The organism is Microbacterium songi (assembly GCF_042747925.1).
Classification (GTDB): Bacteria; Actinomycetota; Actinomycetes; order Actinomycetales; family Microbacteriaceae; genus Microbacterium.
The window spans coordinates 1-25767 of the sequence record NZ_JBHZIE010000007.1; the positions used below are offsets into that span (position 1 = coordinate 1).

Genomic DNA, 25767 nt, shown 5'->3' on the forward strand with positions numbered 1-25767 from the left:
CCCCCCCCCCCCCCCCCCCCCCCCCCCCCCCCCCCCCCCCCCCCCCCCCCCCCCCCCCCCCCCCCCCCCCCCCCCCCCCCCCCCCCCCCCCCCCCCCCCGCCGTCGTGTGCGAGGAGGTGTCAGACCTTGTAGCCGTGCTGACGGCGGATCAGCTTCGTGAACATCGACACGGTCTGCAGGATGGTGACGATCCCGACGATCGGCCATCCGACCCACAGGATCGAGGACTGGACCACCGGGCCGAGCATCGACCAGATCACGGCCATCGCGATCACGGCGACGATGAGGATCACGAGCGGGGTCCAGTGGCCGAGGCCGCCGCCGCGCTCCGCCTTGGCCTGCATGGCCCAGTTGTCCACCTTCTTGCGGGAGAGGAATCGCGTCCATGACCGCAGGAAGTGACTGAGCCTGATCCACATGAAGATCTCGGCGGGGAACAGCAGCACGGCGAACATCACGTCGCGACTGTTGTAGTTCTTGATGGTCATGGCCATGCGCAGGTTCAGCAGCATCGCCATCACGATCGGGATGATCCACCACGGCGAGAACACGAAGGCGTTGATCGAGAGCGACCCTGCCAGGAGCACGATGAACGCCACGCGCACGAACAGGTTCACGAGCATCCCGAAGTTCTCCAGCCACCGCACCCGCAGATTGGGGTGGAACGGCTGACCCTTCGTGTCGCCGCGCTGTCCGGGCCACAGAAGCTCGATGGCACCGTAGGTCCACTTGACCTGCTGCGCGTCGTAGCCGCGCAGGGTGGTCATACCGCCCACGTCGGCGCGTGCGTAGGGGCTGATCTTGGTGAGGTATCCGGCGCTCTTGATCTGCAGCGACAGCAGCGAGTCCTCGACCTCGCTGTCCTTCACCCACGGGGTGGACTGGTGGTTCTGCTGCATGGCGTCGCGCAGTGCCTGGGTCGCGAAGATGGAGAACTGCCCGCCCAGCACCGCCATGTTGCGTCCGCGCAGCATGTTCGTCAGGTTGAACGCGGCGAACTGCGTGCGCTGCCCGGTGATGAGGAACTTCGCGATCAGGCCCTTGATCGGCTTGTCATCGATCGAGTAGATCGCCGAGATTCCGCCGATGCGCGTGTCGGACACGGCCTCGGTCTCGAGGAACTCCACCGCGCGGCTGTCGGCGACCGTGTCGCCGTCGACGCCCAGCAGGTAGTCGTAGCCCTCGACTAGGGAGTACCCGTAGTTCAGGGCGCCGACCTTCTTGTCGGGGTTCTTTCCGATGTCGTGCACGAACACCTCGGTGAACTGCTCGCCGAGCTCGGTGGTGATCTCGTGCGCGCCGGCGAACTCGGAGGCGATCTTCACCGTGGCGTCGGAGCTGTTGTTCACGATCACGTGGATGACGTCGGGCACGCGCGTCTGGGCGAGAAGGCCCTCGATCACGTCGCGGATCGACTCCTCCTCGTTGTACGCGGGGATGATGCAGCCGATCGTCGAGCGGTGCACCGAGGTGTGCTCGAGGACCGACTCGAAATCGGTGGCGAGCTGGATGTCGGTGGACATCTCGTCCACGCTCGGCTCGGTCGCTTTGCGCGAGCTGTCGATACTGGTCACGGCGGTCTCGTCTCGTTCTCGTGGATGTCTTCGGAACGGTCCCCCCGCCCTATGGATCCAGAGTGGCGCACGCGCCAGAAGTAATCACCCGAAAACAGCGGACGTAAGCGCAAGGTTTGCGCAAGGAATCAGCGGGGGGCTGCCGACCCCGCCCGCGCCGGTGCGTGAGCGACTCGAGGGCCGACGGAGGCGACGATCGCGACGGGTCAGGAACCCGGGGCGATCGCGACGGTCACCGAGTCCGTCGCGGTCTGCTTCGCGTACTCGTTCGATGTCGGAGTGGTCTGCACAAGGAAGTCGTACGTGAACTGCAGCACGACGTACGTGGACTCCGCGGGGACCGGTCCGACGTTGAACGTCTGCGAGTAGCTGTACGGGCTGAGGACGAGATAGCCCGGGTTGACGCTGGCGGAGTCGATCTGCGGCGACAGCGACGACAGCGCACCATCCGCACTGAACGGGGAAGCCACCATGGTCGCCTTCTGCAGATACACCTTCTGGCCGTCGCTCGGGGTGATCGTGGTCTCGAGCGACATGCTCACCGGCTTCAGCGCACCGGAGGTCCAGTCCACCATCGCGAGGTCCGACCAGTAGTTGACGCTCGCGGCGACCGCGCCGGCCTGGAGTTCGCGCTGGGTGGAGCCCCCGGAGAGGTCGTTGGGGATCGGGGCGGGCACCTCCGACGTGCTCGGGCTGGCGCTCGGGCTCGGGCCGTTGCTCCCCCCGCTTCCCGGGGTCGCCCAGGGCGCCGCTCCACAGCCCGTCAAGACCATCGTCACTGCGACGGCGAGCGCACCCGCCGTCATCCGGCGTCGAGCAACATCGTTCACCTGGGGCCCCCGCTCCGATACGACGTTCCGCGTCGAGCGACCGACGCGAGAACTGAAGACCCGCTCAGTCTAGGGTTCGCGACGCGCGTGGCACGCCCGCGCCGCTCCCGGTGCGGGCAGGGTCCACGAGGACGGACGCGCGAGCGCCTACACTCGGAAACATGACGAGCGGGGGCGCGTCCTCAGTAGGTGAAGCTTTGACGGCGCGGATACGCGTGCCCGTCAGCTCTCGCACGCGATCGATCTGGTTGACGCAGCTCCTTCTCGGAGCCAGCATCCTGATCCTCGCCGTCCTGGTCTTCGCGATCTCCCCGCAGCTCCTCGCGACGTGGCACTTCACGGTGGGATCTCTGGTGATCGTCGTCATCACCCTCGCCTCGCTGGCGGTGCCGTGGGCGAAGCTGCCCCGGGGTGCCGTGCTCGTGCTCCCGTTCCTGGACGCTCTGGCGATCGGAGTGCTCGCCGGCACCACCGAACTGCGATTCGGCTTCCTCTGGGTGTTCCCCGTCGTCTGGGTCGCCATCCACTTCGATGTGATCGCGACGAGCGCGATGCTCGGCTTGATCACGATGATGATGGTGGTCGATCTGGCCAGCGCACCGACGAGCGCCAACGCCCTGCGGACGATCATCGTGACCCTCTCGTTCTCGTTCGTCGCCATCAGCGTGCACCAGGCCATGAGTCAGATCCGCGCCTATCGGCGACTGCAGCGGCGCCAGGCCCGCCGTCTGAAAGCGACGGCGATCCGCCAGGCCGAACTGGAGCGGCAGGCCAACGAGCTGCTGAACAGCGTCGACATGGGGGTGGCCCGGCTGTCGCTCGCGGGACGCATCCTCGCGGTGAACGACACGTACTCCCGCCTCTACGGGCTGGATGCGTTGGACCTCAACCAGCCCGGGAAGTCCGTCGAGTATGCGACTCAGCGAGGCATGCCCGTCCCGATACCCGATCGACCGTTCGCGCGCGCGGCGCGGGGCGAGACGTTCGAGGACGCACGCGTGTGGCTCTTCACGCCGGACGGCGAGTGGCGCGCCCTGTCGATCAGCGCGAGGCGGCTCGGCGGCGCCGATGAAGAGCAGTCCAGCACGCTTCTGCTCGTGCACGACGTCACCGCCATCACGCACGCCCAGCGTGAGCGCGAGCGTCTCGTGGCGATCGCCTCCCACGAACTGCGCAATCCGCTGACGATCATCATCAGCACCGCGGAGCTCGCCCTCGAGGACGACACCCTCGCACCTCGCATGCGGGCGCGGCTCGAGGCGATGCTGAACGCGGGAGACCGGATGCTGGAGATGACGACGACGATGCTCAGTTCGTCGCGCGCGGGCCAGGCAGCCCCGGCTCCGGTCGACGAGATCGACCTACGTGGCATCCTGATCGATTCCGTCGACTCCTTCCGTCCGTCCGCGCGCGCACACGACGTGTCGATCGACATCCGCGCCGACACCCCCCTGCGTGCGGCCGTCGACGCCTTCCGCCTGCGTCAGGTGATCGACAACGTGATCAGCAACGCCATCAAGTACACCCCGCGAGCGGGCGGCGTGAAGATCGTGGGGGCAGTGCTCGACGATGCGGTCGCCGTGACCGTCACCGACACGGGGATCGGGATCTCGCAGGACGATCTGCCGAAGATCATGACCCCCTACTTCCGCACCGCGAACGCCAAGGAGAAGTCCGGCGGGACCGGCCTGGGTCTCGGGATCAGTCGCGACATCGTGTCGGCGCATGGCGGCACCTTGACCATCGAGAGCGAAGCCGGTCAGGGCACGACGGTGACCGTCCGCATCCCCCAGCATGCCGGTGCCGACACGGATGCCGCGCGATGAGCGGCGTGATCATGCAATGGATGCCGTACCTGAGCATCGCCCTGGCCACCTTCGCGACGATCGGAGCCATGCTGTCGATCGGCGTTGCCTTCCTGTTGTCCCCCAGCCGGGCGACGCTGTACTGGTCGTACGCCTACACGCTGCTGATGGTGGGCACGTTCGCGGGCATCACGAGCGGCATCAGCGGCATCCCGCTCCTGCTCCCCCTGTCGTTCGGCGCGATTGCGGGCGTTCCCGCATTGATGTGGTCCGGCCTGCGTGCCGTGCGCGGCGTGCGCAGCCTCCCGTGGATCGCTGCCGTGGTCGCGGTGGGCGCCGGGACGTTGCTCGTCGTCACCTATGAGGCCGACGGCGCCGACGTGGCACGCCGTGCCGTCATCTTCGCCGCGGGAGCCTTCGCCGGACTCATCGTCGTGGAGTGGTGGCGGGTGCCGCGACCTCGACCGGGAATCCTCCTCCCGCTCGTGGTGGCTTCGGCCGCTTTCTTCCTCTTCGGACTCGCCAACGTGGCCGGCGGTTTCACGGTCCAGCTCGCGAACACCGACGCGAGCGTCGATGAAGTGCGCGTCACGTCGATGTTCGTCGTCCTCCTCTACATGGCCTGTTCACTCGTCACCGTGCTGGGGCTGGCGATCGGCCGCCGCTCGCGGCAGGGCCGGCCCGCCGCGGGGCAGTGGGAGGCCTTCGAGCGGGCGGCGTTCACCGATCTCGCGGAGGCTCAGCGTCTCGGCGAATCCTGGTCGGTCGTCGCGATCGTGCTCGATGACGTCGCCGACGTCCGTCAGACCGCAGGGGCCTCGGCCATCGGGGCGATCGTCCGGCAGTTCGAGGCCGAGATCGCGGCGGTGCTCCCGCTGGACAGCACCATCGGCACCCCCGAGCCCGGAGTCGTCATCGCGGTCGTCCCCCGCTCCGACGCCGTGGTGCGCGACCTTCTGCGGGACGTGCTGACGAAAGTGGCGGGGCTGGACGCCGGAGACCGGCCGCTGCAGCTTTCCGCGAGTATCGGCTGGGCGCAGACCTCGACTGTCGGCTACGAACTGAACGCCCTCGTCTACCTGGCACGTGCGGCGGCCGCCCTCGCCACGGACAACGGCGGTGACCGGTGGGAGCGCACGGGCGGTGCCGCCATCCAGACGCTGATCGGCAGTCTGCAGGCGCGCTGACCCGCTCTGTCGGCGGCTCAGGCGACGCCGACCGCCGTATCCGCAGGATGCCGCGCGGTCACCAGGATCGGGAGGTGATCGCTGAGTCCCTGCGGGAGGGTCCGCACTCCGTCGATGGTGAAGCCGACGGATGTCGCGAAGTCGTAGTGCCCGCGGAAGAACTTGTACCGCGTGTACGTGCGGGAATCGCTGAGGTTCAGCTCGTACCCGTGCTCGCGCACCTTCTGTCCGAGATTCTCTTTGAACACCGGGTAGTTGTAGTCGCCCACCATCAGCGCCGGCAGCCCCTCGCCGAGCGCGGACAGCTCGGTCAGAGCCGTCTTGATCTGATGGCGTCGGAGGGAATTGAGCGCCGTGAGCGGCGCCGCGTGGAACGAGGCCACGATCACATCGCGGCGGTCGTCGATGTCGTGGAGCCGGACCCCCAGCATCCGCTCCTCTGCGGGCTTGAGGACGCGGTCGTGCAGCGACTTCTTCAGTGCTAGGGCGCGTACCTCGACGAGCTGGAACGTGTTCTCGCGGTAATACACCGCGAGACCCAGCCTGTTGCGGTTCGTCGAGTCGGCGAGCCTCAGACCCGCGACGCGCTCGGGGATGTCGGTGGTGTCGGCCTCTTGCACGCACAGCACGTCGGCGTTGTAGCGTTCGACCAGAGCCGTCAGCTCTCCGGCGGCCCGATGCTTACGGAGGTTGTACGAGATGACCTTCATGAGGCCCCCAGTTTAGGCCCGCGCCGGTGACCGGAAGGTTACTTCGAAGGGGATGCATAGCGCCGCGACGGTTATCGCTCGCTGCCGCCGATGCGCCCGTCATCCGCGTCCCGCCGGGCCCGCGTCTGCTCCGCGCGCAGGGCCAGCAGGTCATCGGCGGGGTAGCCCACCTCCGTCAGGGTCAGACCGCGAGCAGCCAACACGGTGACGTCGGGCGTGCGCAGCCCGTCGTCCCGGATGCGCTGGACGTCGTCGACGGCGAGCCGCCCCTCCCCCACGGCGACGCAGGCGCCCACCAGCGCGCGGACCATGCTGTGACAGAACGCGTCGGCACGCACCTGTGCCTCGAGGATGCCTCGCTCGTCCCGTCGCCACGCGAAATCCAGGAGGGTACGGATGGTGGTCGCCCCCTCGCGGGGCTTGCAGTAGGCCGCGAAGTCGTGCAATCCGACGAGTGAACGGGCTGCGGCATCCATCGCCTGCTCGTCGAGCCGCGTGCGCACGTTCGTCGTCCGGTGTCGCTCGAGGGGGTCGTAGCCCGCCGACGCATCGGCGATGCGGTACTCGTAGCGGCGCCAGACGGCGCTGAAGCGCGCATCGAAGCCCTCGGGCGCCACGGCGCTGGAGCGTATGGTCACATCGGAATACACCCCGAGCGCGCCGTTTACGCGACGAGCGAGGAGAGCGTCGGAGGCCTCGGCCTGCGCCCTATGCTGCGAGAGCCGTGCCACCTGGGCCTCGTCGAGATCGAGGTGCGCGACCTGCCCGGTCGCGTGCACTCCGGAGTCGGTGCGTCCGGCGACGACCAGGCGCGGGTCGGACCCGAGCACCCGGGCGAGGGCATCCTCGAGGGTGCCCTGAACGGTGCGGAGGCCCGGCTGACGGGCCCATCCGCGGAACGCCGTGCCGTCGTAGGAAAGGTCGAGGCGGAGACGCACGCCCCCAGCCTACGTGCGCCGAGCGCGGCGGCTTCGATCGTTCCGACGTCGGCGACCGCGTGGGCGCTGGTCGGGTAGCCAGTTCATCGCCGCCGCTCGCTTTGCGTCCCCAAGTTCTGCCGCGTGACGCGGGAGTCGTGCTGTGGGGCTGATTCCCGCTGGTGCGCGGCGGTTCGACAGAAGTCGGGGACGGGCGGCCGTCGGGTCGGTCGACCGGTGAGCGGGATCCCTGCATGCACGACGAAGCCCCGCGTGCACGGGGCACGCGGGGCTTCGCGTCGAACGTCGCCGGGGCGAGCCGGCGGGATCGGATTACTCGGACTTCGCCTCGGCCGGGGCCTCGGTCGCGTCTTCGGCGGCAGCCTCGGCGGCCGCGCCCTCCTCGGGCGACTCGGCGCCGGCGTCTGCCGATGCGTCCTCGACCGGAGCGTCCTCGGCGGGAGCGTCCTCGACCGGGGCGGCCTGGACGGGCGCTGCGGCAGCGGCCGCGGCGGACTTCTTGGCCGACTTCGGCTTCGGGTTCACCGGCTCGAGCACGAGCTCGATGACCGCCATGGGGGCGTTGTCGCCCTTGCGGTTGCCGATCTTGGTGATGCGCGTGTAGCCACCCTCGCGGTCGGCGACGAGCGGAGCGATCTCGGTGAAGAGGACGTGCACGACCTCTTTGTCACCGATGACGCCCAGCACGCGACGACGCGCGTGCAGGTCGCCGCGCTTCGCGAACGTGACCAGACGCTCGGCCAGCGGGCGGACGCGCTTGGCCTTGGTCTCGGTGGTGGTGATGCTCTTGTGCGTGAACAGCGCGGCGGCGAGGTTCGCGAGGAGCAGACGCTCGTGTGCGGGTCCGCCTCCGAGGCGGGGTCCCTTTGTGGGCTTAGGCATTCTCAATTACTCCAGATCAGAATTCGGGTGGGGCTCAGACGGCTTCGTCGTCGTAGCCGCCGTAGAAGTGAGCGCCGTCGAACCCGGGGACCGAGTCCTTCAGCGACAGGCCGAGCGAGATGAGCTTGTCGCGCACCTCATCGACCGACTTCTGACCGAAGTTGCGGATGTTCATGAGCTGCGTCTCAGAGAGTGCGACGAGCTCGCTGACCGTGTTGATGCCCTCACGCTTGAGGCAGTTGTACGAACGCACCGAGAGATCGAGGTCTTCGATCGGCATCGACAGTTCGTTGGAGAGGACGGTCTCGACCGGCGCGGGGCCGATCTCGATGCCCTCGGCCTCGACGTTGAGCTCGCGCGCCAGACCGAACAGCTCGGTGAGCGTGCGACCGGCGGAGGCGACGGCATCGCGCGGGTTGATCGAGTTCTTGGTCTCGACGTCGAGCACGAGCTTGTCGAAGTCGGTGCGCTCGCCGGCGCGGGTCGCGTCGACGCGGTAGCTCACCTTGAGGACCGGCGAGTAGATCGAGTCGATCGGGACCTGTCCGGCCTCGGCGTACTCGTTGCGGTTCTGCGTCGCGGAGACGTAGCCGCGTCCACGCTCGATCGTGAGCTCGAGCTCGAACTTCGCGGTGTCGTTCAGGGTGGCGATGACGAGCTCGGGGTTGTGCACCTCGACACCGGCGGGGGCGGAGATGTCGGCTGCGGTGACCTCACCGGCGCCGGTCTTGCGCAGGTACGCCGTGATGGGCTCATCGCGCTCGCTCGAGACCACGAGCTGCTTGATGTTCAGGATGATCTCGGTGACGTCTTCCTTCACACCGGGGATCGTGCTGAACTCGTGGAGCACGCCGTCGATCCGGATGCTGGTCACGGCTGCACCGGGGATGGACGACAGGAGGCTGCGACGCAGCGCGTTGCCGATCGTGTAGCCGAAGCCAGGCTCCAGCGGTTCGATGACGAAACGGCTGCGGAACTCCCCGACCTTCTCCTCGGTCAGTGTGGGACGCTGTGCGATAAGCACTATGTGTTCCTTTCGGCGAAGTGCCCGCTATATGGCACTTGCATGTGGTGAGGTGTTGAGTTTTGTTCGGGATGCCGTGGGGTTCCCGCGATGGCACGGGGCCGAGGCATCCGCTGTCTGAATGCGTGTGGGCCGCCGAGCGACCGTGCCGACCGGCCGGGTGCGGATCCCGTAGGACCCGCACCCTGCGCGAGTCGGTCAGACGCGGCGGCGCTTCGGCGGACGGCAGCCGTTGTGCGCCTGCGGCGTCACGTCGTTGATCGAGCCGACCTCGAGGCCGGCGGCCTGCAGCGAGCGGATCGCGGTCTCGCGGCCCGAACCCGGGCCCTTCACGAAGACGTCGACCTTCTTGACGCCGTGCTCCTGCGCCTGGCGCGCAGCGGACTCGGCAGCCATACCGGCAGCGTACGGGGTCGACTTGCGCGAGCCCTTGAAGCCCACGCCACCCGACGAGGCCCAGCTGATGACGGCGCCGGCCGGGTCGGTGATCGAGACGATGGTGTTGTTGAACGTCGACTTGATGTGGGCCTGGCCCAACGCGATGTTCTTCTTCTCCTTGCGGCGCGGCTTGCGCGCGGCGGTCTTGGCCTGAGCCATAGTTCTGTTCTCCTGAATCCTGAGCGCAGGCGGCGGCCTAGCGCGCCTTCTTCTTGCCGGCGACGGTGCGCTTGGGTCCCTTGCGGGTGCGGGCGTTCGTCTTGGTGCGCTGTCCGCGCACGGGCAGGCCGCGGCGGTGGCGGATGCCCTCGTAGGATCCGATCTCGACCTTGCGGCGGATGTCGGCGGCGACCTCGCGACGGAGGTCACCCTCCACCTTGTAGGTGCCCTCGATGTGATCGCGCAGCTGGATCAGCTGGTCGTCGCTCAGGTCCTTGACGCGGACGTCGGGGCTGATCTCGGTGGCGGTGAGGATCTCGGTGGAACGGGTACGGCCGATGCCGTAGATGTAGGTCAGGGCGATGACCACGCGCTTATCGCGCGGGATGTCGACGCCGGCGAGACGTGCCATGCGGCTCTCCTAGGAGTGTCGTGGAGGTGTGGAGCAGAACCTGTGCCCGGGCCTCCAGCCCGGGGTGTCCCCTCTCGCGAGGTTCTGGTGCTGCCGATGTGTATTCAGTTGTGGGATCCGGATGCCGCGTCGCCGCGGCATCCGGAGAAATCTGTGTCTCAGCCCTGGCGCTGCTTGTGGCGCGGGTTGCTCTTGCAGATGACCATGACGACACCGTGGCGGCGAATCACCTTGCAGTGCTCGCAGATCGGCTTGACGCTGGGCTTGACCTTCATGTTGTGCTTCTTTCGCTGTCTTCGAGTCGATGATCGGATGCCGGAGCACCCGCTCTTCGCTCGTTACTTCTCGACCGGTCTAGCGGTAGCGGTAGACGATGCGCCCGCGAGTCAGGTCGTAGGGGCTGAGCTCCACGACCACGCGGTCCTCGGGGATGATGCGGATGTAGTTCTGCCGCATCTTGCCGGAGATCGTCGCGAGGACTTTGTGTCCGTTGCTCAGCTCAACACGGAACATCGCGTTGGGCAGGGCCTCTGAGATCACGCCTTCGATCTCGATGACACCGTCTTTCTTCGCCATACACTCGCTCACACTTGTGCAGACCGGTCGGTCTGCGTTGGATGGGATTGTGGTGCTCGGGTTCCGCGGATTTCTCCGTCGGACACGCCGAAACGGGCGCAAGCACCAAAGATCAAGTGTATGTGTTATCGGCACTCTCGGCAACTCGGGCGTGTCGCGGAGATCGCGGGTGCGCGACCGAACGATCGATGGGCGCTCGCCCTGCTCCGCACCGCAGCAACGCATCCCATGAACGGTCGTGACACGCCGCCCCCAGCCCGGCTGCTGCTACTGGAAGAGCGACGCCAGTTCGGCCGGCGCGGGCAGCGTCGAGTTCGCGATGACCTCGCCGTTGACCGCGATCGTCGGGGTGCCGATCCCCGACGACCCCGGCGCGACCGGGGTCTTCGGAGTCATCGACGCCACGTACTTCGTGTAGGTGCCGTTCGTGATGCAGTCCGAGGCATCCGTCACGCCCGCGCCCTCGGCGATCGAGACGATCTCCTCATCGGTGAGACCGGTCGAACCCTCGGCGGGGGCGTTCGCGAACATCGCCTGCATGAACGGCAGCGCGTTGTCGGGGTCGGCGGCCGCCACGCAGTACATCGCGCTGGCCGCGCGGGTGGAGAACTCGGTGCCCGACGAGGCGCGGTCGAGGATCGAGATCGGGTGGATGTTCAGCGTGATCGTGCCGTCGTCGACGAGCCCCTGGATCGACGATCCGTAGGACGTCTCGAACTGCTTGCAGACGGGGCACATGAAGTCGATGTAGGTGTCGAGCGTTCCGCTCCCCTCACCTACGGCGATGGCTCCGGTCTCGGCGTTGATGTTCGCGGCCTCGGGTGCGGTCCCGGGGCCCGAGGCGGCGTTGTTCAACACCACGACGAGAGCGGCGACAGCGACGAGAACTACTACCACCGCCACACTGATCCAGATCGCGAACCAATTCCTCTTGCGCACTGCCGTAGCCATAATCCCGTTCCTAGTCCTTTATCGCGACAGGTTCGATGCCGAACGGCGCCAGACCCGCTGCCCCACCATCGGGCGCGGTGAGCACCCAGATTCCGCCATCATGGACGGCGACGCTGTGCTCCCAGTGTGAGCCCGCCGAGCCGTCCACGGTGGAGACCGTCCAGTCGTCGTCCTCGACGAGGGTGGCCTGATCGCCGATCACGACCATGGGTTCGATCGCGACCGCCAGACCCGGGCGCACCTCGGGGCCCGGATCGGCGACGCGGTAGTTGAAGATCGACGGCGCCTCGTGCATCTTGCGACCGATGCCGTGCCCGACGTAGTCCCGGAGGATGCCGTACCCGTGCCCGGTGGCGTCGATGTGCGCCTGGATGGCCGCGCCCACCTCACCGAGATGGGCTGCCGTCGCCAGCGCGGCGATTCCGGCCCAGAGCGATCCCTCGGTCACGCGGGACAGCTCTTCGCGCTCGGCCACGACCTCGGGGCGGGTCTCGTCCGGGATCACGATCGTGAAGGCGGAGTCCCCGTTCCACCCTTTGTACTCGGCGCCCGCATCGATCGAGAGGATGTCGCCGGGCTCGAGTACCCGATCGCCGGGGATCCCGTGCACGACCTGCTCGTTCACCGACGAGCAGATGGTGTGCCGGTACCCGCGCACCATCTGAAAGTTCGACTTCGCCCCGCGGCCCGTGATCACCGCGGATGCCGCGGCGTCGAGTTCGAGCGTCGTCACCCCCGGTGCGACCAGCGCGCGGACGGCGGCCAGCGCGTCAGCCGTGATCAGCCCGGGTTCGACCATGGCCCGCAGCTGCGCGGGGGTCTTGTAGATCGAGCGGCGCAGTCCCACGTCAGGAGGCGGGGACGATGCCGCGCTCGGCCAGCGCGGCCACGATCCGGTGTGTCACGGCATCGAGGGAGCCGACACCGTCGATGTCGTCCACGATGCCGTGGTCGCGGTACACGTCGAGGATCGGCGCCGTCTCGCGTTCGTAGATCGCGAGACGGTTCGAGATGATCTCCTCGGTGTCATCCGATCGACCCTCGACACGGGCGCGCTCGGCGAGGCGGGAGACGCTGATCTCGCGCGGTACGTCGAGGGCGATGACGGCGGTGAGCGCCTCGGACCGCGGAGCCAGGAACTCGTCCAGGAGCCCGAGCTGCGCGAGGTTGCGCGGGAAGCCGTCGAGGAGGAAGCCGCCGCCGGTGTCGCCCTCGTTGAGACGATCGCGCAGCAGCGCGAACGTCAGTTCATCGGAGACCAGGTCGCCCGACTCGATGACCGCCTTGACCTTCGTGCCGAGCTCGGTCTCGTCCTTGATGTGCGTGCGGAAGACGTCGCCGGTCGAGATGGCGGGGATGCCGAACATCTCGGCGACCCGCGCGCCCTGCGTTCCCTTGCCCGAGCCCTGCGGCCCGACGATGAGCAGGCGGGGCTGCTGCGCCGCGGGCCGCCTGTCGTCGGCGTTCTGCGAGGCGTTCGTCATCGGAGGAGCCCTTCGTAGTGACGCTGCTGCAGCTGAGCATCGATCTGCTTCACCGTCTCGAGTCCGACGCCGACGATGATCAGGATGGACGCCCCGCCGAACGGGAAGTTCTGGTTCGCGCCGACCAGGGAGAGCGCGATCAACGGGAGCAGGGCAATCAGACCCAGGTAGATGGACCCCGGGAGGGTGATGCGGGTGAGCACGTAGTCGAGGTACTCGGCGGTGGGCCGACCGGCACGGATGCCGGGGATGAACCCGCCGTACTTCTTCATGTTATCGGCGACCTCGACCGGGTTGAACGTGATGGCGACGTAGAAGTACGTGAAGCCCACGATCAGGAGGAAGTACAGCGCCATGTAGAGCGGGTGATCGCCCTTCGTCAGGTACGTCGTGATCCACACGACCCAGCCGGGGGCGGTCTCGCCGGCCTGCGGCTGGTTGAACTGCGCGATCAGTGCGGGGATGTAGAGCAGCGACGACGCGAAGATGACCGGCACGACACCGGCCATGTTCACCTTGATCGGAATGTAGGTGTTCGTGCCGCCGTAGGTGCGGCGACCCACCATGCGCTTGGCGTACTGCACGGGGATACGTCGCTGCGACTGCTCGACGAACACCACCAGGGCGACCACGACGATGCTCACCGCCACCACCAGCAGGAAGACCTCGAAGCCCTTCGCCTGCCAGATGGACCAGAAGGCGACGGGCACCGATGCCGCGATCGACGTGAAGATCAGGATGGACATGCCGTTGCCGATGCCACGCTCGGTGACCAGCTCGGCGAACCACATGATGAGGCCGGTACCGGCCGTCATGGTGATGATCATCAGGAGCTGAGCCCACCACACGTCATTCGTCAGAAGCTGCTCGCACTCCGGAATGCCGGTGGTGCCGAACAGTGCCCCGCTGCGCGCGACGGTGACCAGCGTGGTCGACTGCAGCAGCGCGAGAGCGATCGTCAGGTACCGGGTGTACTGGGTCAGCTTCGACTGGCCCGCCTGGCCCTCCTTATAGAGAGCCTCGAAGTGCGGGATCACCACGCGGAGCAGCTGCACGATGATCGTCGCGGTGATGTACGGCATGACGCCCAGCGCGAAGATCGACAGCTGCAGGAGCGCGCCACCGGAGAAGAGGTTGACCAACGACAGCAGCCCCTCGGTGCCGGAGCTCTGCGCGAGGCAGGACTGCACGTTGGGGAAGTCGACGAATGGCGCGGGAACGTGGGCGCCGAGGCGGTAGATGGCGATGATCGCCAGAGTGAATGCGATCTTCCGACGTAGGTCGGGGGTCCGGAAGACCCGCGCGATGGCGCTGAACAAGAGGTTGCCTCCAGAGGGGATGCCGGAGCGCGCAGGCGCACCGGCATCCAGGGTAACTCAGAAGGGGCCGGAGCGAACTCCGGCCCCTCCTGTGATGCACTACTTGACGGTGCCGCCTGCGGCGACGATCTTCTCCTGTGCGGAACCGGAGACCTTGTCGACCGCGACGTTCAGCTTCACGCCGATGTCGCCGGCGCCGAGCACCTTGACCTTCTCGTTCTTGCGAACCGCACCCTTGGCCACCAGGTCGGTGACGGTGACGTCGCCGCCCGCCGGGTAGAGCTCCGCGAGCTTCTCCAGGTTCACAACCTGGTACTCGACGCGGAAGGGGTTCTTGAAGCCACGGAGCTTCGGGGTGCGCATGTGCAGCGGCATCTGCCCACCCTCGAATCCTGCCTTGACCTGGTAACGGGCTTTCTGACCCTTGGTACCGCGACCTGCCGTCTTGCCCTTCGAGCCCTCACCGCGACCCACGCGGGTCTTGGCCTTGTGGGATCCGGGCACCGGACGCAGGTGGTGCACCTTGAGCACGCCGGGACGCGATGCCGGAGCATCCGTCTTCGTCGATGCCTTCTTGGGAGCCTTGTCGGCGGCCTTCTTGGAGGCGGCCTTCTTCGGCTCGACGGCGGTGTTCGCCGTGTTGTCAGCCTTGTCGGCCATTAGTCGATCTCCTCAACCTTGACGAGGTGGGCGACGGTCTTGACGTAACCGCGCGTCTGCGCGTCGTCGGGGCGGACGACAGAGTCGTTGATCCGCTTGAGACCGAGGCTGCGCAGCGTGTCGCGCTGGTTCTGCTTCTCGCTCACCTTGGACTTGATCTGGGTCACCTTGAGCCGGGCGGCCATCAGGCACCTACCTTCTGGGCGGCCAAGGCGTCAGCCTCGGCGCGGACGAGACGGGCCGGAGCGACCTGGTCGAACTCGAGTCCGCGACGTGCGGCGACCGCACGCGGCTCTTCGAGCTGCTTCAGCGCCGCGACGGTCGCGTGCACGATGTTGATCGTGTTCGACGAACCGAGCGACTTCGACAGGACGTCGTGGATTCCGGCGCACTCGAGGACGGCGCGGACCGGGCCACCGGCGATCACACCGGTACCGGAGGACGCGGGACGCAGAAGCACGACACCGGCAGCGGCCTCACCCTGCACGGGGTGCGGGATGGTCGAGCCGACACGCGGAACGCGGAAGAAGTTGCGCTTGGCCTCTTCGACACCCTTGGAGATGGCCAGGGGCACTTCGCGCGCCTTGCCGTAGCCGACGCCCACGATGCCGTTGCCGTCGCCGACGACCACGAGTGCCGTGAAGCTGAAGCGACGGCCGCCCTTGACGACCTTCGACACGCGGTTGATGGTGACGACGCGCTCCAGGAACTGGCTCTTGTCATCCCGCGAGCTGTTGCGGTCCCGCTGGTTCTGGTTGCGCTCACGTCCGCCGCGGCGGGGCTCACGCTCACGCTCGACCGGCGCCTCGGTGGCAGCAGCTGCCGCCTCGGTGGTCGCCTGGGCCGGAGCTTCGGTCTCGGCGGTCACAGTGTTCTCCTTGTTGTCACTCACAGGTTCAGACCTCCTTCGCGGGCGCCGTCCGCAATAGCGGCGACGCGACCCGCGTAGCGGTTGCCACCACGGTCGAACACGGCGTCAGAGACGCCGGCGGCCTTCGCACGCTCGGCGACGAGCTCGCCGACCTTGCGCGCCTTGGCGGTCTTGTCGCCATCGAACCCACGGAGATCGGTCTCGAGCGTCGACGCCGAGGCCACGGTGTGACCCTGGCTGTCGTCGACGAGCTGCACGAAGACGTGACGCGCGGAGCGGGTCACGACCAGGCGCGGCCGCACGGACGTACCCACGACCTTCTTGCGAAGACGGGCGTGACGGCGTGAACGGGATACGGACTTAGATGTCACGGCCATGACTACTTACCACTCTTTCCGGCCTTGCGACGAACGACCTCGCCGGCGTACCGCACACCCTTGCCCTTGTAGGGCTCGGGCTTGCGGATCTTGCGGATGTTCGCGGCCGCCTCGCCGACGGCCTGCTTGTCGATGCCGCTCACGGTGACCTTGTTGTTGCCCTCGACGGTGAGCGTGATGCCGGCGGGCGGCTCCACGAGCACGGGGTGCGAGAAGCCGAGGGCGAACTCGATCGAGCCGCCCTTCTGCGCAACGCGGTAACCGGTTCCGACGACCTCGAGGCCCTTTGTGTAGCCCTCGGTCACACCGATGATGTTGTTGTTGATGAGCGTGCGCGTGAGGCCGTGCAACGAGCGCGACTCGCGCTCGTCGTCGGGACGGGTGACGAGCACCTGGCCCTCTTCGACCTTGACCTCGATGGGCCGCGACACGACGAGCGACAGGTCGCCCTTGGGGCCCTTGACCGACACGGCCTGACCGTCGACCGCAATGGTCACGCCGGCCGGGATGTCGATGGGAAGACGTCCGATACGAGACATTCGGGGGTCACCACACGTAGGCGAGAACTTCTCCGCCCACGCCCTTCTGCTCTGCCTGGCGGTCTGTGAGCAGACCGGAGGAGGTGGACAGGATCGCCACGCCGAGGCCACCGAGGACGGTGGGGATCTCGGTCGACTTCGCGTAGACGCGGAGTCCGGGCTTCGAGACGCGCTTGATGCCGGCGATCGACCGCTCGCGGTTCGGGCCGTACTTCAGCGTCAGGGTCAGCGTCTGGCCGACACGAGCTTCCTCGACGAGCCAGCTGCCGATGTAGCCCTCCTGCTTGAGGATCTCGGCGATGTGCGTCTTGAGCTTCGAGCTCGGCAGCGACACGGTGTCGTGGTGCGCCGAATTCGCGTTGCGCAGACGGGTCAGCATGTCTGCGACCGGGTCTGTCATTACCATGTGTGTTTTTCCTTCGTTCACCAGGTTTCGACGCGCGGTGCACGCCCGCCGACCTGTGGTGGTGTGGACCCGGAGAATTCCGGGTCCACGAGAGTCTTACGCCTTCGCGTCCTCGTTGCGAAACGGGAAGCCGAGGTGACGCAGCAGCGCACGGCCCTCGTCATCCGTCGCCGCGGTCGTGACGACCGTGATGTCGAAGCCGCGGACGCGGTCGATCTTGTCCTGGTCGATCTCGTGGAAGACCGACTGCTCCTGCAGACCGAACGTGTAGTTGCCGTGTCCGTCGAACTGCTTGCCCGACAGGCCGCGGAAGTCGCGGATACGGGGCAGAGCGAGGTTCACCAGGCGATCCAGGAACTCCCAGGCGCGGTCGCCACGAAGCGTGACGTGGGCGCCGATGGGCTGTCCCTCGCGCAGCTTGAACTGCGCGATCGACTTGCGTGCCTTGGTGACGATCGGCTTCTGGCCGGTGATCTTGGTGAGGTCGTCGACCGCACCATCGATCACCTTGCCGTCGCGAGCTGCCTCGCCGACGCCGGTGTTCACCACGACCTTCACAAGGCGGGGGATCTGGTTGACGTTCGTGTAGCCGAACTCCTCCTGCAGCTTCTGCAGGATTTCGCCACGGTACTTCTGCTTCAGGCGGGGCTGGGTCTTGCCAGCCTCCACGGCAGTGGTGCTGCTCATCAGAGGTCCTTGCCTGACTTCTTCGCGAAGCGCACACGGACGGTGCGCTTGACGCCGTCCTTGGTCTGCTCCTCGACACGGTGTCCGACGCGGGTCGGCTTCTTGGTCGAGGGGTCGACGAGTGCGACGTTCGAGATGTGGATGGGGGCTTCGAAGGTCTCGATGCCACCCGTCTTGGTGCCGCGCTGGGTCTGGCCCACACGGTTGTGCTTCGTGACGTAGTTCACGCCTTCGACGATGACGCGGTTCTGCTCGGTGAGGATCTCGAGGACCTTCCCCTGCTTGCCGCGGTCTCCGCCACGCTCGGGCTTGGCGCCCGCGATGACCTGAACCAGGTCACCCTTCTTGATTTTCGCCATGATCAAATGACCTCCGGGGCGAGCGAGACGATCTTCATGAACTTCTTGTCGCGAAGCTCACGACCGACCGGTCCGAAGATGCGGGTGCCGCGGGGCTCCCCGTCGCTCTTCAGGATGACGGCGGCGTTCTCGTCGAACTTGATGTACGAGCCGTCGGGACGGCGGGTCTGCTTGACGACGCGAACGACGACAGCCTTGACGACATCGCCCTTCTTGACGTTGCCGCCCGGGATCGCGTCCTTGACCGTGGCGACGATGGTGTCACCCAGGCCGGCGTACCGACGCTGCGAGCCACCGAGCACACGGATCGTGAGCAACTCCTTGGCGCCGGTGTTGTCGGCGACCTTGATGCGGGATTCCTGCTGAATCACTTCTTACTCCTTGGGTTCCAAGTGGGCCGGAGGCCTACTTGGCCTTCTCGAGGATCTCGACCAGACGCCAGCGCTTCGTAGCACTGAGCGGGCGGGTCTCGTTGATGAGCACGAGGTCGCCGATACCGGCGCTGTTGCTCTCGTCGTGGACCTTGACCTTCGACGTGCGGCGGATGACCTTGCCGTAAAGCGGGTGCTTCACGCGGTCTTCGACCTCGACGACGATCGTCTTGTCCATCTTGTCGCTCGTGACGAGGCCACGACGCGACTTGCGGTAGCCACGCGCGGCGGCGTCGCGGACGTCGTGCTCGGAGCTCTCGTGACCCTTGGCCTCCACGACCTCGGCCACGGGGGCCTCGGCAGCAGCCTTCGCGGGTGCACTCTTCTTGGGCGCAGCCTTCTTGGGCGCGGCCTTCTTCTCAGTGGTCTCAGCCATCACTCGGCCTCTTCCTTCACGGCCTCGTCGGCGGCGTCCGCCTTCTTGGCCTTCGTCTTCTTCGCCTTCGTCGCGACCTCAACGGGAGCGGGCGTGGCACGGATGCCGAGCTCGCGCTCACGGATCACGGTGTAGAGCCGCGCGATGTCGCGCTTGACCGCACGGATGCGGCCGTGGCTCTCGAGCTGGCCGGTGGCCGACTGGAAGCGCAGGTTGAACAGCTCTTCCTTGGCCTTGCGCAGCTCCTCGACGAGGCGCTGGTCTTCGAACGTATCGAGCTCGCTCACAGCGAGCTGCTTGGTGCCGATCGCCATTACGCGTCGCCCTCCTCGCGCTTGATGATGCGTGCCTTCAGGGGCAGCTTGTGGATTGCACGGGTCAGGGCCTCGCGAGCGAGCTCCTCGTTGACACCGGCGACCTCGAAGAGGACGCGACCCGGCTTGACGTTCGCGACCCACCACTCGGGCGAACCCTTACCGGAACCCATGCGGGTTTCGGCGGGCTTCTTGGTCAGCGGACGGTCGGGGTAGATGTTGATCCACACCTTGCCGCCACGCTTGATGTGACGGGTCATCGCGATACGAGCGGACTCGATCTGACGGTTCGTCACATAGGCGGGCGTCAGGGCCTGGATTCCGTACTCACCGAACGACACCTTCGTGCCACCGGTTGCCTGGCCCGAACGACCCGGGTGGTGCTGCTTGCGGTACTTGACCTTGCGGGGGATAAGCATCAGGCAGACGCTCCTTCTGCGACGGGGGCCTCGGTGCGGGGCGCACGACGACGGTCGCCACCACGGTCGTCACGACCGCGGGGAGCCTTCGGCGCGTTGGCCTGCTCGCGTGCGAGTTCCTTGTTGGTGAGATCGCCCTTGTAGATCCAGACCTTCACGCCGATGCGGCCGAAGGTGGTCTTGGCCTCGTAGAAGCCGTAGTCGATGTTCGCCCGCAGCGTGTGCAGCGGCACACGACCCTCGCGGTAGAACTCCGACCGGCTCATCTCGGCGCCGCCGAGACGGCCCGAGACCTGGATGCGGACACCCTTGGCGCCGGCGCGCTGGGCGCCCTGCAGACCCTTGCGCATCGCGCGGCGGAATGCCACACGAGCGGTGAGCTGCTCGGCGATACCCTGCGCCACCAGCTGAGCGTCGGCCTCGGGGTTCTTCACCTCGAGGATGTTCAGCTGGATCTGCTTGCTCGTGAGCTTCTCGAGGTCGGAGCGGATGCGCTCGGCCTCGGCGCCGCGACGACCGATCACGATGCCCGGGCGGGCGGTGTGGATGTCGACGCGAACGCGGTCACGGGTGCGCTCGATCTCGATGTTGCTGACGCCCGCGCGGTCCAGGTTCTTCTGGAGGAGCTGACGGATCTTGATGTCCTCGGCCACGTAGTCGGCGTAGCGCTGTCCGGGCTTCGTCGAATCCGAGAACCACCGCGACACGTGATCAGTGGTGATGCCGAGGCGGAAGCCGTACGGGTTTACCTTCTGGCCCATTACTTGCTCGCCTTCTGCTGGGCGGCCGGAGCCGCGTCAGCGACCTCGGGCGTGGAAAGCACGACCGTGATGTGGCTCGTGCGCTTCTTGATCTGGAACGCGCGACCTTGTGCGCGGGGCCGGAAGCGCTTGAGCGTCGAACCCTCGTCGACGAAGGCGTTCTTGACGTACAAGTCCTGGTCATCCAGGTGCTCGTTCGTCGAGTCTGCCTTCACTCGAGCGTTCGCGATCGCAGACGCAACCAGCTTGTAAATCGGCTCACTCGCGCTCTGCGGCGCGAACTTCAGGATGGCGAGGGCCTCTTCGGCCTGCTTCCCCTTGATGAGAGCGACGACACGACGAGCCTTCTGAGGGGTCACGCGGATGTGTCGCACGCGTGCGATGGAGTCCACCATTTCTCTCTCCTCTGCGCCACCGCGTTAGCGGCGACGGCCCTTCTTGTCGTCCTTCACGTGGCCGCGGAAGGTGCGGGTGGGCGCGAATTCGCCCAGTTTGTGTCCGACCATGGTCTCGGTCACGAACACGGGGATGTGCTTGCGACCGTCGTGGACGGCGATCGTGTGGCCGAGCATGGCCGGCACGATCATCGAGCGACGTGACCAGGTCTTGATGACGTTCTTGGAACCCGCCTCGTTCTGGACGACGACCTTGCGAAGCAAGTGATCGTCGACGAAGGGGCCCTTCTTAAGACTGCGTGGCATCTTCCTCTACTCCTACTTGCGCTTCTTGCCGGCGTTGCGACGACGGACGATGTACTTGTCGCTTTCCTTGTTGGCGTGACGCGTGCGGCCCTCTTTCTGGCCCCACGGCGACACCGGGTGACGTCCACCGGACGTCTTGCCCTCGCCACCACCATGCGGGTGGTCGACCGGGTTCATCGCGACACCGCGGACGGTCGGGCGGATGCCCTTCCAGCGGTTGCGACCGGCCTTGCCCCAGTTGATGTTCGACTGCTCGGCGTTGCCGACCTCGCCGATGGTCGCGCGGCAGCGCGAGTCGACGTTGCGGATCTCACCAGAGGGCAGACGCAGCTGGGCGTAGATGCCGTCCTTCGCCACGAGGCGAACGGATGCTCCGGCGGAACGCGCCATCTTGGCACCGCCACCGGGACGCAGCTCGATCGCGTGGATCACGGTACCGGTGGGGATGTTGCGCAGCGGCAGGTTGTTGCCGGGCTTGATGTCCGCGCCGGCACCCGACTCGACGACGTCGCCCTGCGAGAGCTTGTTCGGCGCGATGATGTAGCGCTTCTCACCGTCTGCGTAGTGCAGGAGGGCGATGCGCGCGGTGCGGTTCGGGTCGTACTCGATGTGAGCGACCTTCGCGTCGATGCCGTCCTTGTCGTTGCGACGGAAATCGATGACACGGTACTGGCGCTTGTGCCCACCACCGATGTGACGGGTGGTGATGCGACCCTGGTTGTTGCGGCCACCCGTCTTGCTGAGCGGGCGGAGGAGCGACTTCTCGGGCGTCGATCGGGTGATCTCAGCGAAGTCGGCCACCGACGAGCCGCGACGACCCGGGGTCGTGGGCTTGTACTTGCGAATTGCCATTGTTCTCTAGTCCTCTGTCCCGGCCGTCAGCCGACTGCCGTGAAGATGTCGATGGTGCCCGACTTCAGGGTCACGATGGCGCGCTTGGTGTCCTTGCGCTTCCCCGTGCCGAAGCGGGTCCGGCGGGCTTTGCCCACGCGATTGATCGTGTTGACCGCGGCCACCTTGACGCCGAAGATCTTCTCGATCGCGAGCTTGATCTCCGTCTTGGTCGCACGGGTGTCCACATAGAACGTGTACTTGCCCTCGTCGATGAGCCCGTAGCTCTTCTCCGATACGACCGGCTTCAGGATGATGTCGCGGGGGTCCTTGTTGACGGCGGTCATGCCGTCACCTCCTCGTTGGCGTCGGCCTTGGCCGCGAGCTTCGCCGAGACGAAGGCGTCGTATGCGGCCTTGGTGAAGACGATGTCGTCCGAGACGAGCACGTCGTAGGCGTTGAGCTGGTCGAACGTCAGCACGTGAACGTACGCGAGGTTGCGCACGCTCTTGACCGTGATCTCGTCGTTGCGGTCGATGACCACGAGGACGTTCTTGGTCGCGGAGAACCCGGCGAGCACCGAAGAAGCCGCCTTCGTCGAAGGCGCGCCCTCGATGGCGAAGGACTCCACGACGTGCAGCCGGTTACCCCGAGCACGATCGCTGAGCGAGCCCAGGAGGGCTGCCGCGATCATCTTCTTGGGCGTGCGCTGCGAGTAATCGCGCGGCTTGGGTCCGTGGACGATGCCACCACCGGTCATGTGCGGCGCGCGGATCGATCCCTGACGGGCGTTACCCGTGCCCTTCTGCTTGAAGGGCTTGCGGCCGGCGCCCGAGACCTCACCGCGACGCTTGGTCGAGTGGGTTCCCTGGCGAGCCGCCGCGCGCTGCGCGACGACGACCTGGTGGATGAGCGGGATGTTCGTCTTGACGTCGAACACCGTGGCGGGCAGCTCGACGGAGCCTGCCTTCTTGCCATCGGCGGTCAGGACGTCGAGCGCGAGAGTCGAGTCGGCCATGAGACTAGGCCCCCTTCACTGCGTTGCGGACGTAGACGATGCGGCCGCGAGCACCGGGGACGGCGCCCTTGACGAGCAGCAGACCCTTCTCGGCGTCGACGGAGTGCACCGTGAGGTTGAGGACGGTCACGCGCTCGCCACCCATACGGCCGGCCATGCGCATGCCCTTGAAGACACGGCTCGGAGTCGACGATGCGCCGATCGAGCCGGGCTTGCGGTGGTTGCGGTGCGAACCGTGCGATGCCGAGACGCCCTTGAAGTTGTGACGCTTCATGACACCGGCGAAGCCCTTGCCCTTGCTCGTGCCGACGACGTCGACGAGCTGGCCGGCCTCGAACGCGCCGTCCACGGTGAGCTCCTGGCCCAGCGTGTAGTCGGCGGCGTCCGCGGTGCGGACCTCGGTGAGGTGACGGCGCGGCGTGACGCCGGCGGCCTCGAAGTGCGCGGTCAGCGGCTGGTTCACCTTGCGGGGGTCGATCTGCCCGTAGGCGATCTGCACGGCCTTATAGCCGTCCTTCTCGGGGGTGCGAACCTGGGTGACCACGTTCGGCGCCACCTCGATGACGGTGACGGGGACGAGCTTGCCCTGGTCGTTCCAGACCTGGGTCATGCCGAGCTTCGTGCCCAGCAGTCCCTTCGAAATCTTTGAGTTGATGTCAGCCATGTCGAACCTCAGAGCTTGATCTCGATGTTGACATCGGCCGGCAGGTCGAGACGCATCAGCGAGTCGACGGCCTTGGGCGTCGGGTCGATGATGTCGATCAGACGCTTGTGGGTGCGCATCTCGAAGTGCTCGCGGCTGTCCTTGTACTTGTGGGGCGACCGGATGACGGCGACGACGTTCTTCTCGGTCGGAAGGGGCACGGGGCCCACGACGGTCGCGCCTGCACGGGTCACGGTGTCGACGATCTTGCGGGCCGACGAATCGAGGCCTGCGTGATCGTACGACTTCAGGCGAATGCGGATCTTCTGTCCCGCCATTGTCTGCTCTCTCTCTTCTCGCGTCTTACGTCCCCGGCCCTGTGTCAGGACCGTGAACCGCATTGGACGCACGGGGGTGTGGGATCCGTTATCCCGCACCCATAGGCACTTCGTTCACCGCGTTGCCGCGGCGCATGCTGCACCACTGTTCAGCTGTCAGACCGGCTGCCGAGGCATCCGGCTCCGCTTCCCCGGCACGCACGCGTGCGCCCGGCGCGAACCGGGTGGAGAAGTGGATTATCGTCCTGCTGCCCGCGGCCTAGACTGTGCGCCGGAGCGCCGCCTATGCACTGCCCTGGCAGTGATCCGGGGCACACGAGTGCAACCGCCGGAATGTGGAACCTCAGTAGTCTACGTGTCGCCCGGGCGTGTCGCAAACTCGGGCGTGTCGCGCAGCCCTGGACTCAGCCGCTTCGCAGGTGGGTCGCCCACACACGCGGAAGCGGCCGGCGGGATCATCCGCGCCGGCCGCCTCTGGTGCGAATGCCTACTCGGTGCCGATCTGCTTGTCGACGGAGGCACGGATGCCGTCGACCTTCTCGTCCACGCTGTCGGGAGCGATCTTCTTCACGAACTCGGCGGCCGCGTCGAGCGCCTTGTCGCTCACCTGCTCGGCCTGATCGCTCTTCAGTGCGTCGCCGATCTTGTCCTTGTTCTGATCGAGGAACTGCTTGCCCTGGTTCACGAGGTCATCGATGCCCATATCCCACTCCTTCTTCGCCCGACGTGGACGTCGAGATACATTGTGGCGGCTCGGCCCGCCGCCCGCCACACCCCGGTCACCCCGCGTCACGGCCGTCGATGAGGCCGACCGGAGAGCCAGACGTAGAGCACCAGCACCAGGATCACCCCGACCGCGATGAGGACCCACCATGGAAAGGTGGGGATGTCGGGGCGCTGGCCGGCGTCCGCGAGATCCTGCACCGGAGTGGGGATGATGCGCTCCCCCGTCACCAGGATGCGATGGCTGTTGACGCCCAGCGGCGTGCAGGTCACCAGGGTGATGAGGTCCTTGCCCGTCTCGGGGAGCAGAGCCTCCGTCTCGGACGGTTCTACGACCCGTGTGTCGATCACCCGGTAGGCCAGCACCTCGCCGAAGACCTCCACGGTGAAGACGTCGTCGAGTCGGACCCGGTCGAGGTGCGTGAACAGTTCCGACGTCGCCAGGCCACGGTGCGCCGTCAGGACGGAGTGAGTGGATGCTCCGCCCACTGGAACGGCCGTGCCTTCGAGGTGGCCGACACCGTGGTCCAGGACCTCGTTGCTCGTGCCGTGGTAGATCGGCAGGTCGACATCGATGGACGGGATCTTCAGGCGCGCCATGAGTCCGTCGGCATCGGCGCGGAGTACATCCGCGTAGTCGCCGTCCGGGGTGGGCTCGTCCGCCAGCGGCAGTCGCTCGTTCGCGGCGATGTTCGCGCCGCCGCCGGTCAGCGCTGCGTTGTACGCCCGAGCCTCCTGCACGCGCTCGTGCAGCGTCTCGGCGCCGAGGTCGGCGACGTCGTGGGTCAGTTGATCGATGCGCTGCGACTGCTCGTATTGGCTGAACCAGGAGACGATCGTCGGAAACAGAAGCAGTCCGGCGCCGGCGAGACAGACGAGCGCGATCGCGAGCGGGACGGCGGGAAGCCGCCACCCCGTCGATCGGCGCAGCATCCGGCGCGTCGGGGCCTGCGTGGCCGCTGCCGGGAACGACGAAGGCGGAGCGTCGTGCCGACGCCCCGCCTTCGCTGTCATCACGTCAGG

At 66.8% G+C, this 25767-nt stretch carries 38 protein-coding genes; 2 read left to right on the forward strand and 36 right to left on the reverse strand.

Translation table 11 applies throughout. The features are described from left to right. Positions 1 to 120 precede the first annotated feature (120 nt). Together ACFM35_RS09840 and ACFM35_RS09845 are read right to left on the reverse strand one after the other, a co-directional pair. On the reverse strand, positions 121 to 1524 hold the full coding sequence (locus ACFM35_RS09840; protein WP_378841720.1) for a glycosyltransferase family 2 protein: 1404 nt from the start codon (positions 1522 to 1524) through the stop codon (positions 121 to 123). Between the two features lie 257 nt (positions 1525 to 1781). Beyond that, positions 1782 to 2405, reverse strand: coding sequence for a hypothetical protein (locus ACFM35_RS09845; RefSeq protein WP_378841491.1), 624 nt, complete (start codon positions 2403 to 2405; stop codon positions 1782 to 1784). 215 nt (positions 2406 to 2620) lie between these two features. On the opposite strand from ACFM35_RS09845, the gene ACFM35_RS09850 reads away from it, so the two are divergent. After that, positions 2621 to 4231, forward strand: a complete 1611-nt coding sequence (locus tag ACFM35_RS09850; protein ID WP_378841493.1) for a sensor histidine kinase — start codon at positions 2621 to 2623, stop codon at positions 4229 to 4231. Continuing rightward, complete coding sequence (locus ACFM35_RS09855) at positions 4228 to 5397, forward strand: hypothetical protein (RefSeq protein ID WP_378841495.1); 1170 nt, start codon at positions 4228 to 4230, stop codon at positions 5395 to 5397. The genes ACFM35_RS09850 and ACFM35_RS09855 overlap by 4 nt, the downstream gene beginning before the upstream one ends. 17 nt (positions 5398 to 5414) lie before the next feature. On the opposite strand, the gene ACFM35_RS09860 is transcribed toward ACFM35_RS09855, so the two are convergent. The 34 genes from ACFM35_RS09860 to ACFM35_RS10025 form a co-directional block, all read right to left on the reverse strand. Beyond that, entirely contained in the window at positions 5415 to 6107 is a 693-nt protein-coding gene (locus ACFM35_RS09860; RefSeq protein WP_378841497.1) for an endonuclease/exonuclease/phosphatase family protein, read from the reverse strand. 71 nt (positions 6108 to 6178) lie between these two features. After that, positions 6179 to 7045: a tRNA pseudouridine(38-40) synthase TruA gene (gene truA, locus ACFM35_RS09865; RefSeq protein WP_378841499.1), complete on the reverse strand. Its 867-nt coding sequence runs from the start codon at positions 7043 to 7045 to the stop codon at positions 6179 to 6181. Between the two features lie 312 nt (positions 7046 to 7357). Further along, on the reverse strand, positions 7358 to 7927 hold the full coding sequence (gene rplQ / locus ACFM35_RS09870) for a 50S ribosomal protein L17 (RefSeq protein WP_378841501.1): 570 nt from the start codon (positions 7925 to 7927) through the stop codon (positions 7358 to 7360). 34 nt (positions 7928 to 7961) lie between these two features. Further along, positions 7962 to 8951, reverse strand: a complete 990-nt coding sequence (locus ACFM35_RS09875) for a DNA-directed RNA polymerase subunit alpha (protein WP_378841503.1) — start codon at positions 8949 to 8951, stop codon at positions 7962 to 7964. A 198-nt stretch (positions 8952 to 9149) separates the two neighbouring features. Beyond that, positions 9150 to 9548 (reverse strand): 30S ribosomal protein S11, encoded by a 399-nt coding sequence (rpsK, locus tag ACFM35_RS09880; protein ID WP_150448852.1) that lies wholly within the window; start codon positions 9546 to 9548, stop codon positions 9150 to 9152. Positions 9549 to 9585: 37 nt separating this feature from the next. After that, entirely contained in the window at positions 9586 to 9960 is a 375-nt protein-coding gene (gene rpsM / locus ACFM35_RS09885; protein ID WP_378841505.1) for a 30S ribosomal protein S13, read from the reverse strand. A gap of 158 nt (positions 9961 to 10118) precedes the next feature. After that, positions 10119 to 10235, reverse strand: a complete 117-nt coding sequence (gene rpmJ, locus ACFM35_RS09890; protein ID WP_378841507.1) for a 50S ribosomal protein L36 — start codon at positions 10233 to 10235, stop codon at positions 10119 to 10121. A 79-nt stretch (positions 10236 to 10314) separates the two neighbouring features. Further along, the gene (gene infA / locus ACFM35_RS09895) at positions 10315 to 10536 is read right to left on the reverse strand and encodes a translation initiation factor IF-1 (protein ID WP_017201569.1); all 222 of its coding nucleotides are present in this window, start codon (positions 10534 to 10536) and stop codon (positions 10315 to 10317) included. Positions 10537 to 10803: 267 nt separating this feature from the next. After that, positions 10804 to 11487 carry a DsbA family protein gene (locus ACFM35_RS09900; protein WP_378841509.1) on the reverse strand — a complete coding sequence of 228 codons (684 nt, stop codon included), beginning with the start codon at positions 11485 to 11487 and terminating at the stop codon, positions 10804 to 10806. 10 nt (positions 11488 to 11497) lie between these two features. Next, positions 11498 to 12334, reverse strand: coding sequence for a type I methionyl aminopeptidase (gene map, locus ACFM35_RS09905; protein WP_378841511.1), 837 nt, complete (start codon positions 12332 to 12334; stop codon positions 11498 to 11500). Between the two features lies 1 nt (position 12335). Continuing rightward, on the reverse strand, positions 12336 to 12971 hold the full coding sequence (locus tag ACFM35_RS09910) for an adenylate kinase (RefSeq protein WP_378841513.1): 636 nt from the start codon (positions 12969 to 12971) through the stop codon (positions 12336 to 12338). Then, positions 12968 to 14290, reverse strand: a complete 1323-nt coding sequence (gene secY, locus ACFM35_RS09915; protein ID WP_378841515.1) for a preprotein translocase subunit SecY — start codon at positions 14288 to 14290, stop codon at positions 12968 to 12970. The genes ACFM35_RS09910 and secY overlap by 4 nt, the downstream gene beginning before the upstream one ends. Before the next feature lie 99 nt (positions 14291 to 14389). Then, positions 14390 to 14950 (reverse strand): 50S ribosomal protein L15, encoded by a 561-nt coding sequence (gene rplO / locus ACFM35_RS09920; protein ID WP_378841517.1) that lies wholly within the window; start codon positions 14948 to 14950, stop codon positions 14390 to 14392. After that, complete coding sequence (rpmD, locus tag ACFM35_RS09925; protein WP_091484804.1) at positions 14950 to 15135, reverse strand: 50S ribosomal protein L30; 186 nt, start codon at positions 15133 to 15135, stop codon at positions 14950 to 14952. The genes rplO and rpmD overlap by 1 nt, the downstream gene beginning before the upstream one ends. Continuing rightward, positions 15135 to 15818: a 30S ribosomal protein S5 gene (gene rpsE / locus ACFM35_RS09930; protein ID WP_394563820.1), complete on the reverse strand. Its 684-nt coding sequence runs from the start codon at positions 15816 to 15818 to the stop codon at positions 15135 to 15137. Before rpsE ends, rpmD begins: the two co-directional genes overlap by 1 nt. 20 nt (positions 15819 to 15838) lie before the next feature. Next, on the reverse strand, positions 15839 to 16198 hold the full coding sequence (gene rplR / locus ACFM35_RS09935; protein ID WP_378841521.1) for a 50S ribosomal protein L18: 360 nt from the start codon (positions 16196 to 16198) through the stop codon (positions 15839 to 15841). Positions 16199 to 16200: 2 nt separating this feature from the next. Further along, entirely contained in the window at positions 16201 to 16737 is a 537-nt protein-coding gene (gene rplF / locus ACFM35_RS09940; RefSeq protein ID WP_378841523.1) for a 50S ribosomal protein L6, read from the reverse strand. Between the two features lie 7 nt (positions 16738 to 16744). Then, complete coding sequence (rpsH, locus tag ACFM35_RS09945; RefSeq protein ID WP_378841525.1) at positions 16745 to 17143, reverse strand: 30S ribosomal protein S8; 399 nt, start codon at positions 17141 to 17143, stop codon at positions 16745 to 16747. A 96-nt stretch (positions 17144 to 17239) separates the two neighbouring features. Further along, positions 17240 to 17830 (reverse strand): 50S ribosomal protein L5, encoded by a 591-nt coding sequence (gene rplE / locus ACFM35_RS09950; protein WP_378841527.1) that lies wholly within the window; start codon positions 17828 to 17830, stop codon positions 17240 to 17242. Further along, positions 17830 to 18189, reverse strand: a complete 360-nt coding sequence (gene rplX, locus ACFM35_RS09955) for a 50S ribosomal protein L24 (RefSeq protein WP_378841529.1) — start codon at positions 18187 to 18189, stop codon at positions 17830 to 17832. The genes rplE and rplX overlap by 1 nt, the downstream gene beginning before the upstream one ends. Positions 18190 to 18191: 2 nt before the next feature. Next, entirely contained in the window at positions 18192 to 18560 is a 369-nt protein-coding gene (gene rplN, locus ACFM35_RS09960) for a 50S ribosomal protein L14 (protein ID WP_378841531.1), read from the reverse strand. A gap of 34 nt (positions 18561 to 18594) precedes the next feature. Next, positions 18595 to 18897, reverse strand: coding sequence for a 30S ribosomal protein S17 (gene rpsQ, locus ACFM35_RS09965; protein ID WP_378841722.1), 303 nt, complete (start codon positions 18895 to 18897; stop codon positions 18595 to 18597). Between the two features lie 98 nt (positions 18898 to 18995). After that, positions 18996 to 19310 carry a 50S ribosomal protein L29 gene (gene rpmC, locus ACFM35_RS09970; RefSeq protein WP_378841533.1) on the reverse strand — a complete coding sequence of 105 codons (315 nt, stop codon included), beginning with the start codon at positions 19308 to 19310 and terminating at the stop codon, positions 18996 to 18998. After that, complete coding sequence (gene rplP / locus ACFM35_RS09975; RefSeq protein ID WP_378841535.1) at positions 19310 to 19729, reverse strand: 50S ribosomal protein L16; 420 nt, start codon at positions 19727 to 19729, stop codon at positions 19310 to 19312. The genes rpmC and rplP overlap by 1 nt, the downstream gene beginning before the upstream one ends. Beyond that, the gene (gene rpsC, locus ACFM35_RS09980; protein WP_378841537.1) at positions 19729 to 20490 is read right to left on the reverse strand and encodes a 30S ribosomal protein S3; all 762 of its coding nucleotides are present in this window, start codon (positions 20488 to 20490) and stop codon (positions 19729 to 19731) included. The genes rplP and rpsC overlap by 1 nt, the downstream gene beginning before the upstream one ends. Beyond that, on the reverse strand, positions 20490 to 20885 hold the full coding sequence (gene rplV, locus ACFM35_RS09985; RefSeq protein WP_378841539.1) for a 50S ribosomal protein L22: 396 nt from the start codon (positions 20883 to 20885) through the stop codon (positions 20490 to 20492). Before rplV ends, rpsC begins: the two co-directional genes overlap by 1 nt. A 24-nt stretch (positions 20886 to 20909) precedes the next feature. Beyond that, positions 20910 to 21191 carry a 30S ribosomal protein S19 gene (gene rpsS / locus ACFM35_RS09990; RefSeq protein WP_378841541.1) on the reverse strand — a complete coding sequence of 94 codons (282 nt, stop codon included), beginning with the start codon at positions 21189 to 21191 and terminating at the stop codon, positions 20910 to 20912. Between the two features lie 12 nt (positions 21192 to 21203). Continuing rightward, a complete protein-coding gene (gene rplB, locus ACFM35_RS09995; protein ID WP_378841543.1) occupies positions 21204 to 22043 on the reverse strand; it encodes a 50S ribosomal protein L2 in 840 nt (279 codons plus the stop codon). A 26-nt stretch (positions 22044 to 22069) separates the two neighbouring features. After that, positions 22070 to 22369, reverse strand: coding sequence for a 50S ribosomal protein L23 (gene rplW / locus ACFM35_RS10000; RefSeq protein WP_378841545.1), 300 nt, complete (start codon positions 22367 to 22369; stop codon positions 22070 to 22072). Further along, complete coding sequence (gene rplD, locus ACFM35_RS10005; protein WP_378841547.1) at positions 22366 to 23040, reverse strand: 50S ribosomal protein L4; 675 nt, start codon at positions 23038 to 23040, stop codon at positions 22366 to 22368. The genes rplW and rplD overlap by 4 nt, the downstream gene beginning before the upstream one ends. A gap of 4 nt (positions 23041 to 23044) precedes the next feature. Continuing rightward, a complete protein-coding gene (gene rplC / locus ACFM35_RS10010; protein WP_378841549.1) occupies positions 23045 to 23704 on the reverse strand; it encodes a 50S ribosomal protein L3 in 660 nt (219 codons plus the stop codon). A gap of 8 nt (positions 23705 to 23712) precedes the next feature. Continuing rightward, positions 23713 to 24021 carry a 30S ribosomal protein S10 gene (gene rpsJ / locus ACFM35_RS10015; protein WP_378841551.1) on the reverse strand — a complete coding sequence of 103 codons (309 nt, stop codon included), beginning with the start codon at positions 24019 to 24021 and terminating at the stop codon, positions 23713 to 23715. Between the two features lie 487 nt (positions 24022 to 24508). Continuing rightward, positions 24509 to 24724 carry a hypothetical protein gene (locus ACFM35_RS10020; protein ID WP_378841553.1) on the reverse strand — a complete coding sequence of 72 codons (216 nt, stop codon included), beginning with the start codon at positions 24722 to 24724 and terminating at the stop codon, positions 24509 to 24511. Positions 24725 to 24810: 86 nt separating this feature from the next. Continuing rightward, on the reverse strand, positions 24811 to 25758 hold the full coding sequence (locus tag ACFM35_RS10025) for a class C sortase (RefSeq protein ID WP_378841555.1): 948 nt from the start codon (positions 25756 to 25758) through the stop codon (positions 24811 to 24813). Between the last annotated feature and the right edge of the window lie 9 nt (positions 25759 to 25767).

What these genes read in the sequence shown, in the direction of transcription:
- ACFM35_RS09840 (WP_378841720.1), bottom strand. Translation starts at nt 1,524, where the DNA reads ATGTCCACCGACATCCAGCTCGCCACCGATTTCGAGTCGGTCCTCGAG.
- ACFM35_RS09855 (WP_378841495.1), top strand. Translation starts at nt 4,228, where the DNA reads ATGAGCGGCGTGATCATGCAATGGATGCCGTACCTGAGCATCGCCCTG.
- ACFM35_RS09860 (WP_378841497.1), bottom strand. Translation starts at nt 6,107, where the DNA reads ATGAAGGTCATCTCGTACAACCTCCGTAAGCATCGGGCCGCCGGAGAG.
- rplQ (WP_378841501.1), bottom strand. Translation starts at nt 7,927, where the DNA reads ATGCCTAAGCCCACAAAGGGACCCCGCCTCGGAGGCGGACCCGCACAC.
- rpsK (WP_150448852.1), bottom strand. Translation starts at nt 9,548, where the DNA reads ATGGCTCAGGCCAAGACCGCCGCGCGCAAGCCGCGCCGCAAGGAGAAG.
- rpsM (WP_378841505.1), bottom strand. Translation starts at nt 9,960, where the DNA reads ATGGCACGTCTCGCCGGCGTCGACATCCCGCGCGATAAGCGCGTGGTC.
- rpmJ (WP_378841507.1), bottom strand. Translation starts at nt 10,235, where the DNA reads ATGAAGGTCAAGCCCAGCGTCAAGCCGATCTGCGAGCACTGCAAGGTG.
- infA (WP_017201569.1), bottom strand. Translation starts at nt 10,536, where the DNA reads ATGGCGAAGAAAGACGGTGTCATCGAGATCGAAGGCGTGATCTCAGAG.
- ACFM35_RS09900 (WP_378841509.1), bottom strand. Translation starts at nt 11,487, where the DNA reads ATGGCTACGGCAGTGCGCAAGAGGAATTGGTTCGCGATCTGGATCAGT.
- ACFM35_RS09910 (WP_378841513.1), bottom strand. Translation starts at nt 12,971, where the DNA reads ATGACGAACGCCTCGCAGAACGCCGACGACAGGCGGCCCGCGGCGCAG.
- rplO (WP_378841517.1), bottom strand. Translation starts at nt 14,950, where the DNA reads ATGGCCGACAAGGCTGACAACACGGCGAACACCGCCGTCGAGCCGAAG.
- rpmD (WP_091484804.1), bottom strand. Translation starts at nt 15,135, where the DNA reads ATGGCCGCCCGGCTCAAGGTGACCCAGATCAAGTCCAAGGTGAGCGAG.
- rplR (WP_378841521.1), bottom strand. Translation starts at nt 16,198, where the DNA reads ATGGCCGTGACATCTAAGTCCGTATCCCGTTCACGCCGTCACGCCCGT.
- rplF (WP_378841523.1), bottom strand. Translation starts at nt 16,737, where the DNA reads ATGTCTCGTATCGGACGTCTTCCCATCGACATCCCGGCCGGCGTGACC.
- rpsH (WP_378841525.1), bottom strand. Translation starts at nt 17,143, where the DNA reads ATGGTAATGACAGACCCGGTCGCAGACATGCTGACCCGTCTGCGCAAC.
- rplE (WP_378841527.1), bottom strand. Translation starts at nt 17,830, where the DNA reads ATGAGCAGCACCACTGCCGTGGAGGCTGGCAAGACCCAGCCCCGCCTG.
- rplX (WP_378841529.1), bottom strand. Translation starts at nt 18,189, where the DNA reads ATGGCGAAAATCAAGAAGGGTGACCTGGTTCAGGTCATCGCGGGCGCC.
- rpmC (WP_378841533.1), bottom strand. Translation starts at nt 19,310, where the DNA reads ATGGCGATCGGCACCAAGCAGCTCGCTGTGAGCGAGCTCGATACGTTC.
- rplP (WP_378841535.1), bottom strand. Translation starts at nt 19,729, where the DNA reads ATGCTTATCCCCCGCAAGGTCAAGTACCGCAAGCAGCACCACCCGGGT.
- rpsC (WP_378841537.1), bottom strand. Translation starts at nt 20,490, where the DNA reads ATGGGCCAGAAGGTAAACCCGTACGGCTTCCGCCTCGGCATCACCACT.
- rplV (WP_378841539.1), bottom strand. Translation starts at nt 20,885, where the DNA reads ATGGTGGACTCCATCGCACGCGTGCGACACATCCGCGTGACCCCTCAG.
- rpsS (WP_378841541.1), bottom strand. Translation starts at nt 21,191, where the DNA reads ATGCCACGCAGTCTTAAGAAGGGCCCCTTCGTCGACGATCACTTGCTT.
- rplB (WP_378841543.1), bottom strand. Translation starts at nt 22,043, where the DNA reads ATGGCAATTCGCAAGTACAAGCCCACGACCCCGGGTCGTCGCGGCTCG.
- rplW (WP_378841545.1), bottom strand. Translation starts at nt 22,369, where the DNA reads ATGACCGCCGTCAACAAGGACCCCCGCGACATCATCCTGAAGCCGGTC.
- rplD (WP_378841547.1), bottom strand. Translation starts at nt 23,040, where the DNA reads ATGGCCGACTCGACTCTCGCGCTCGACGTCCTGACCGCCGATGGCAAG.
- rplC (WP_378841549.1), bottom strand. Translation starts at nt 23,704, where the DNA reads ATGGCTGACATCAACTCAAAGATTTCGAAGGGACTGCTGGGCACGAAG.
- rpsJ (WP_378841551.1), bottom strand. Translation starts at nt 24,021, where the DNA reads ATGGCGGGACAGAAGATCCGCATTCGCCTGAAGTCGTACGATCACGCA.
- ACFM35_RS10020 (WP_378841553.1), bottom strand. Translation starts at nt 24,724, where the DNA reads ATGGGCATCGATGACCTCGTGAACCAGGGCAAGCAGTTCCTCGATCAG.
- ACFM35_RS10025 (WP_378841555.1), bottom strand. Translation starts at nt 25,758, where the DNA reads ATGACAGCGAAGGCGGGGCGTCGGCACGACGCTCCGCCTTCGTCGTTC.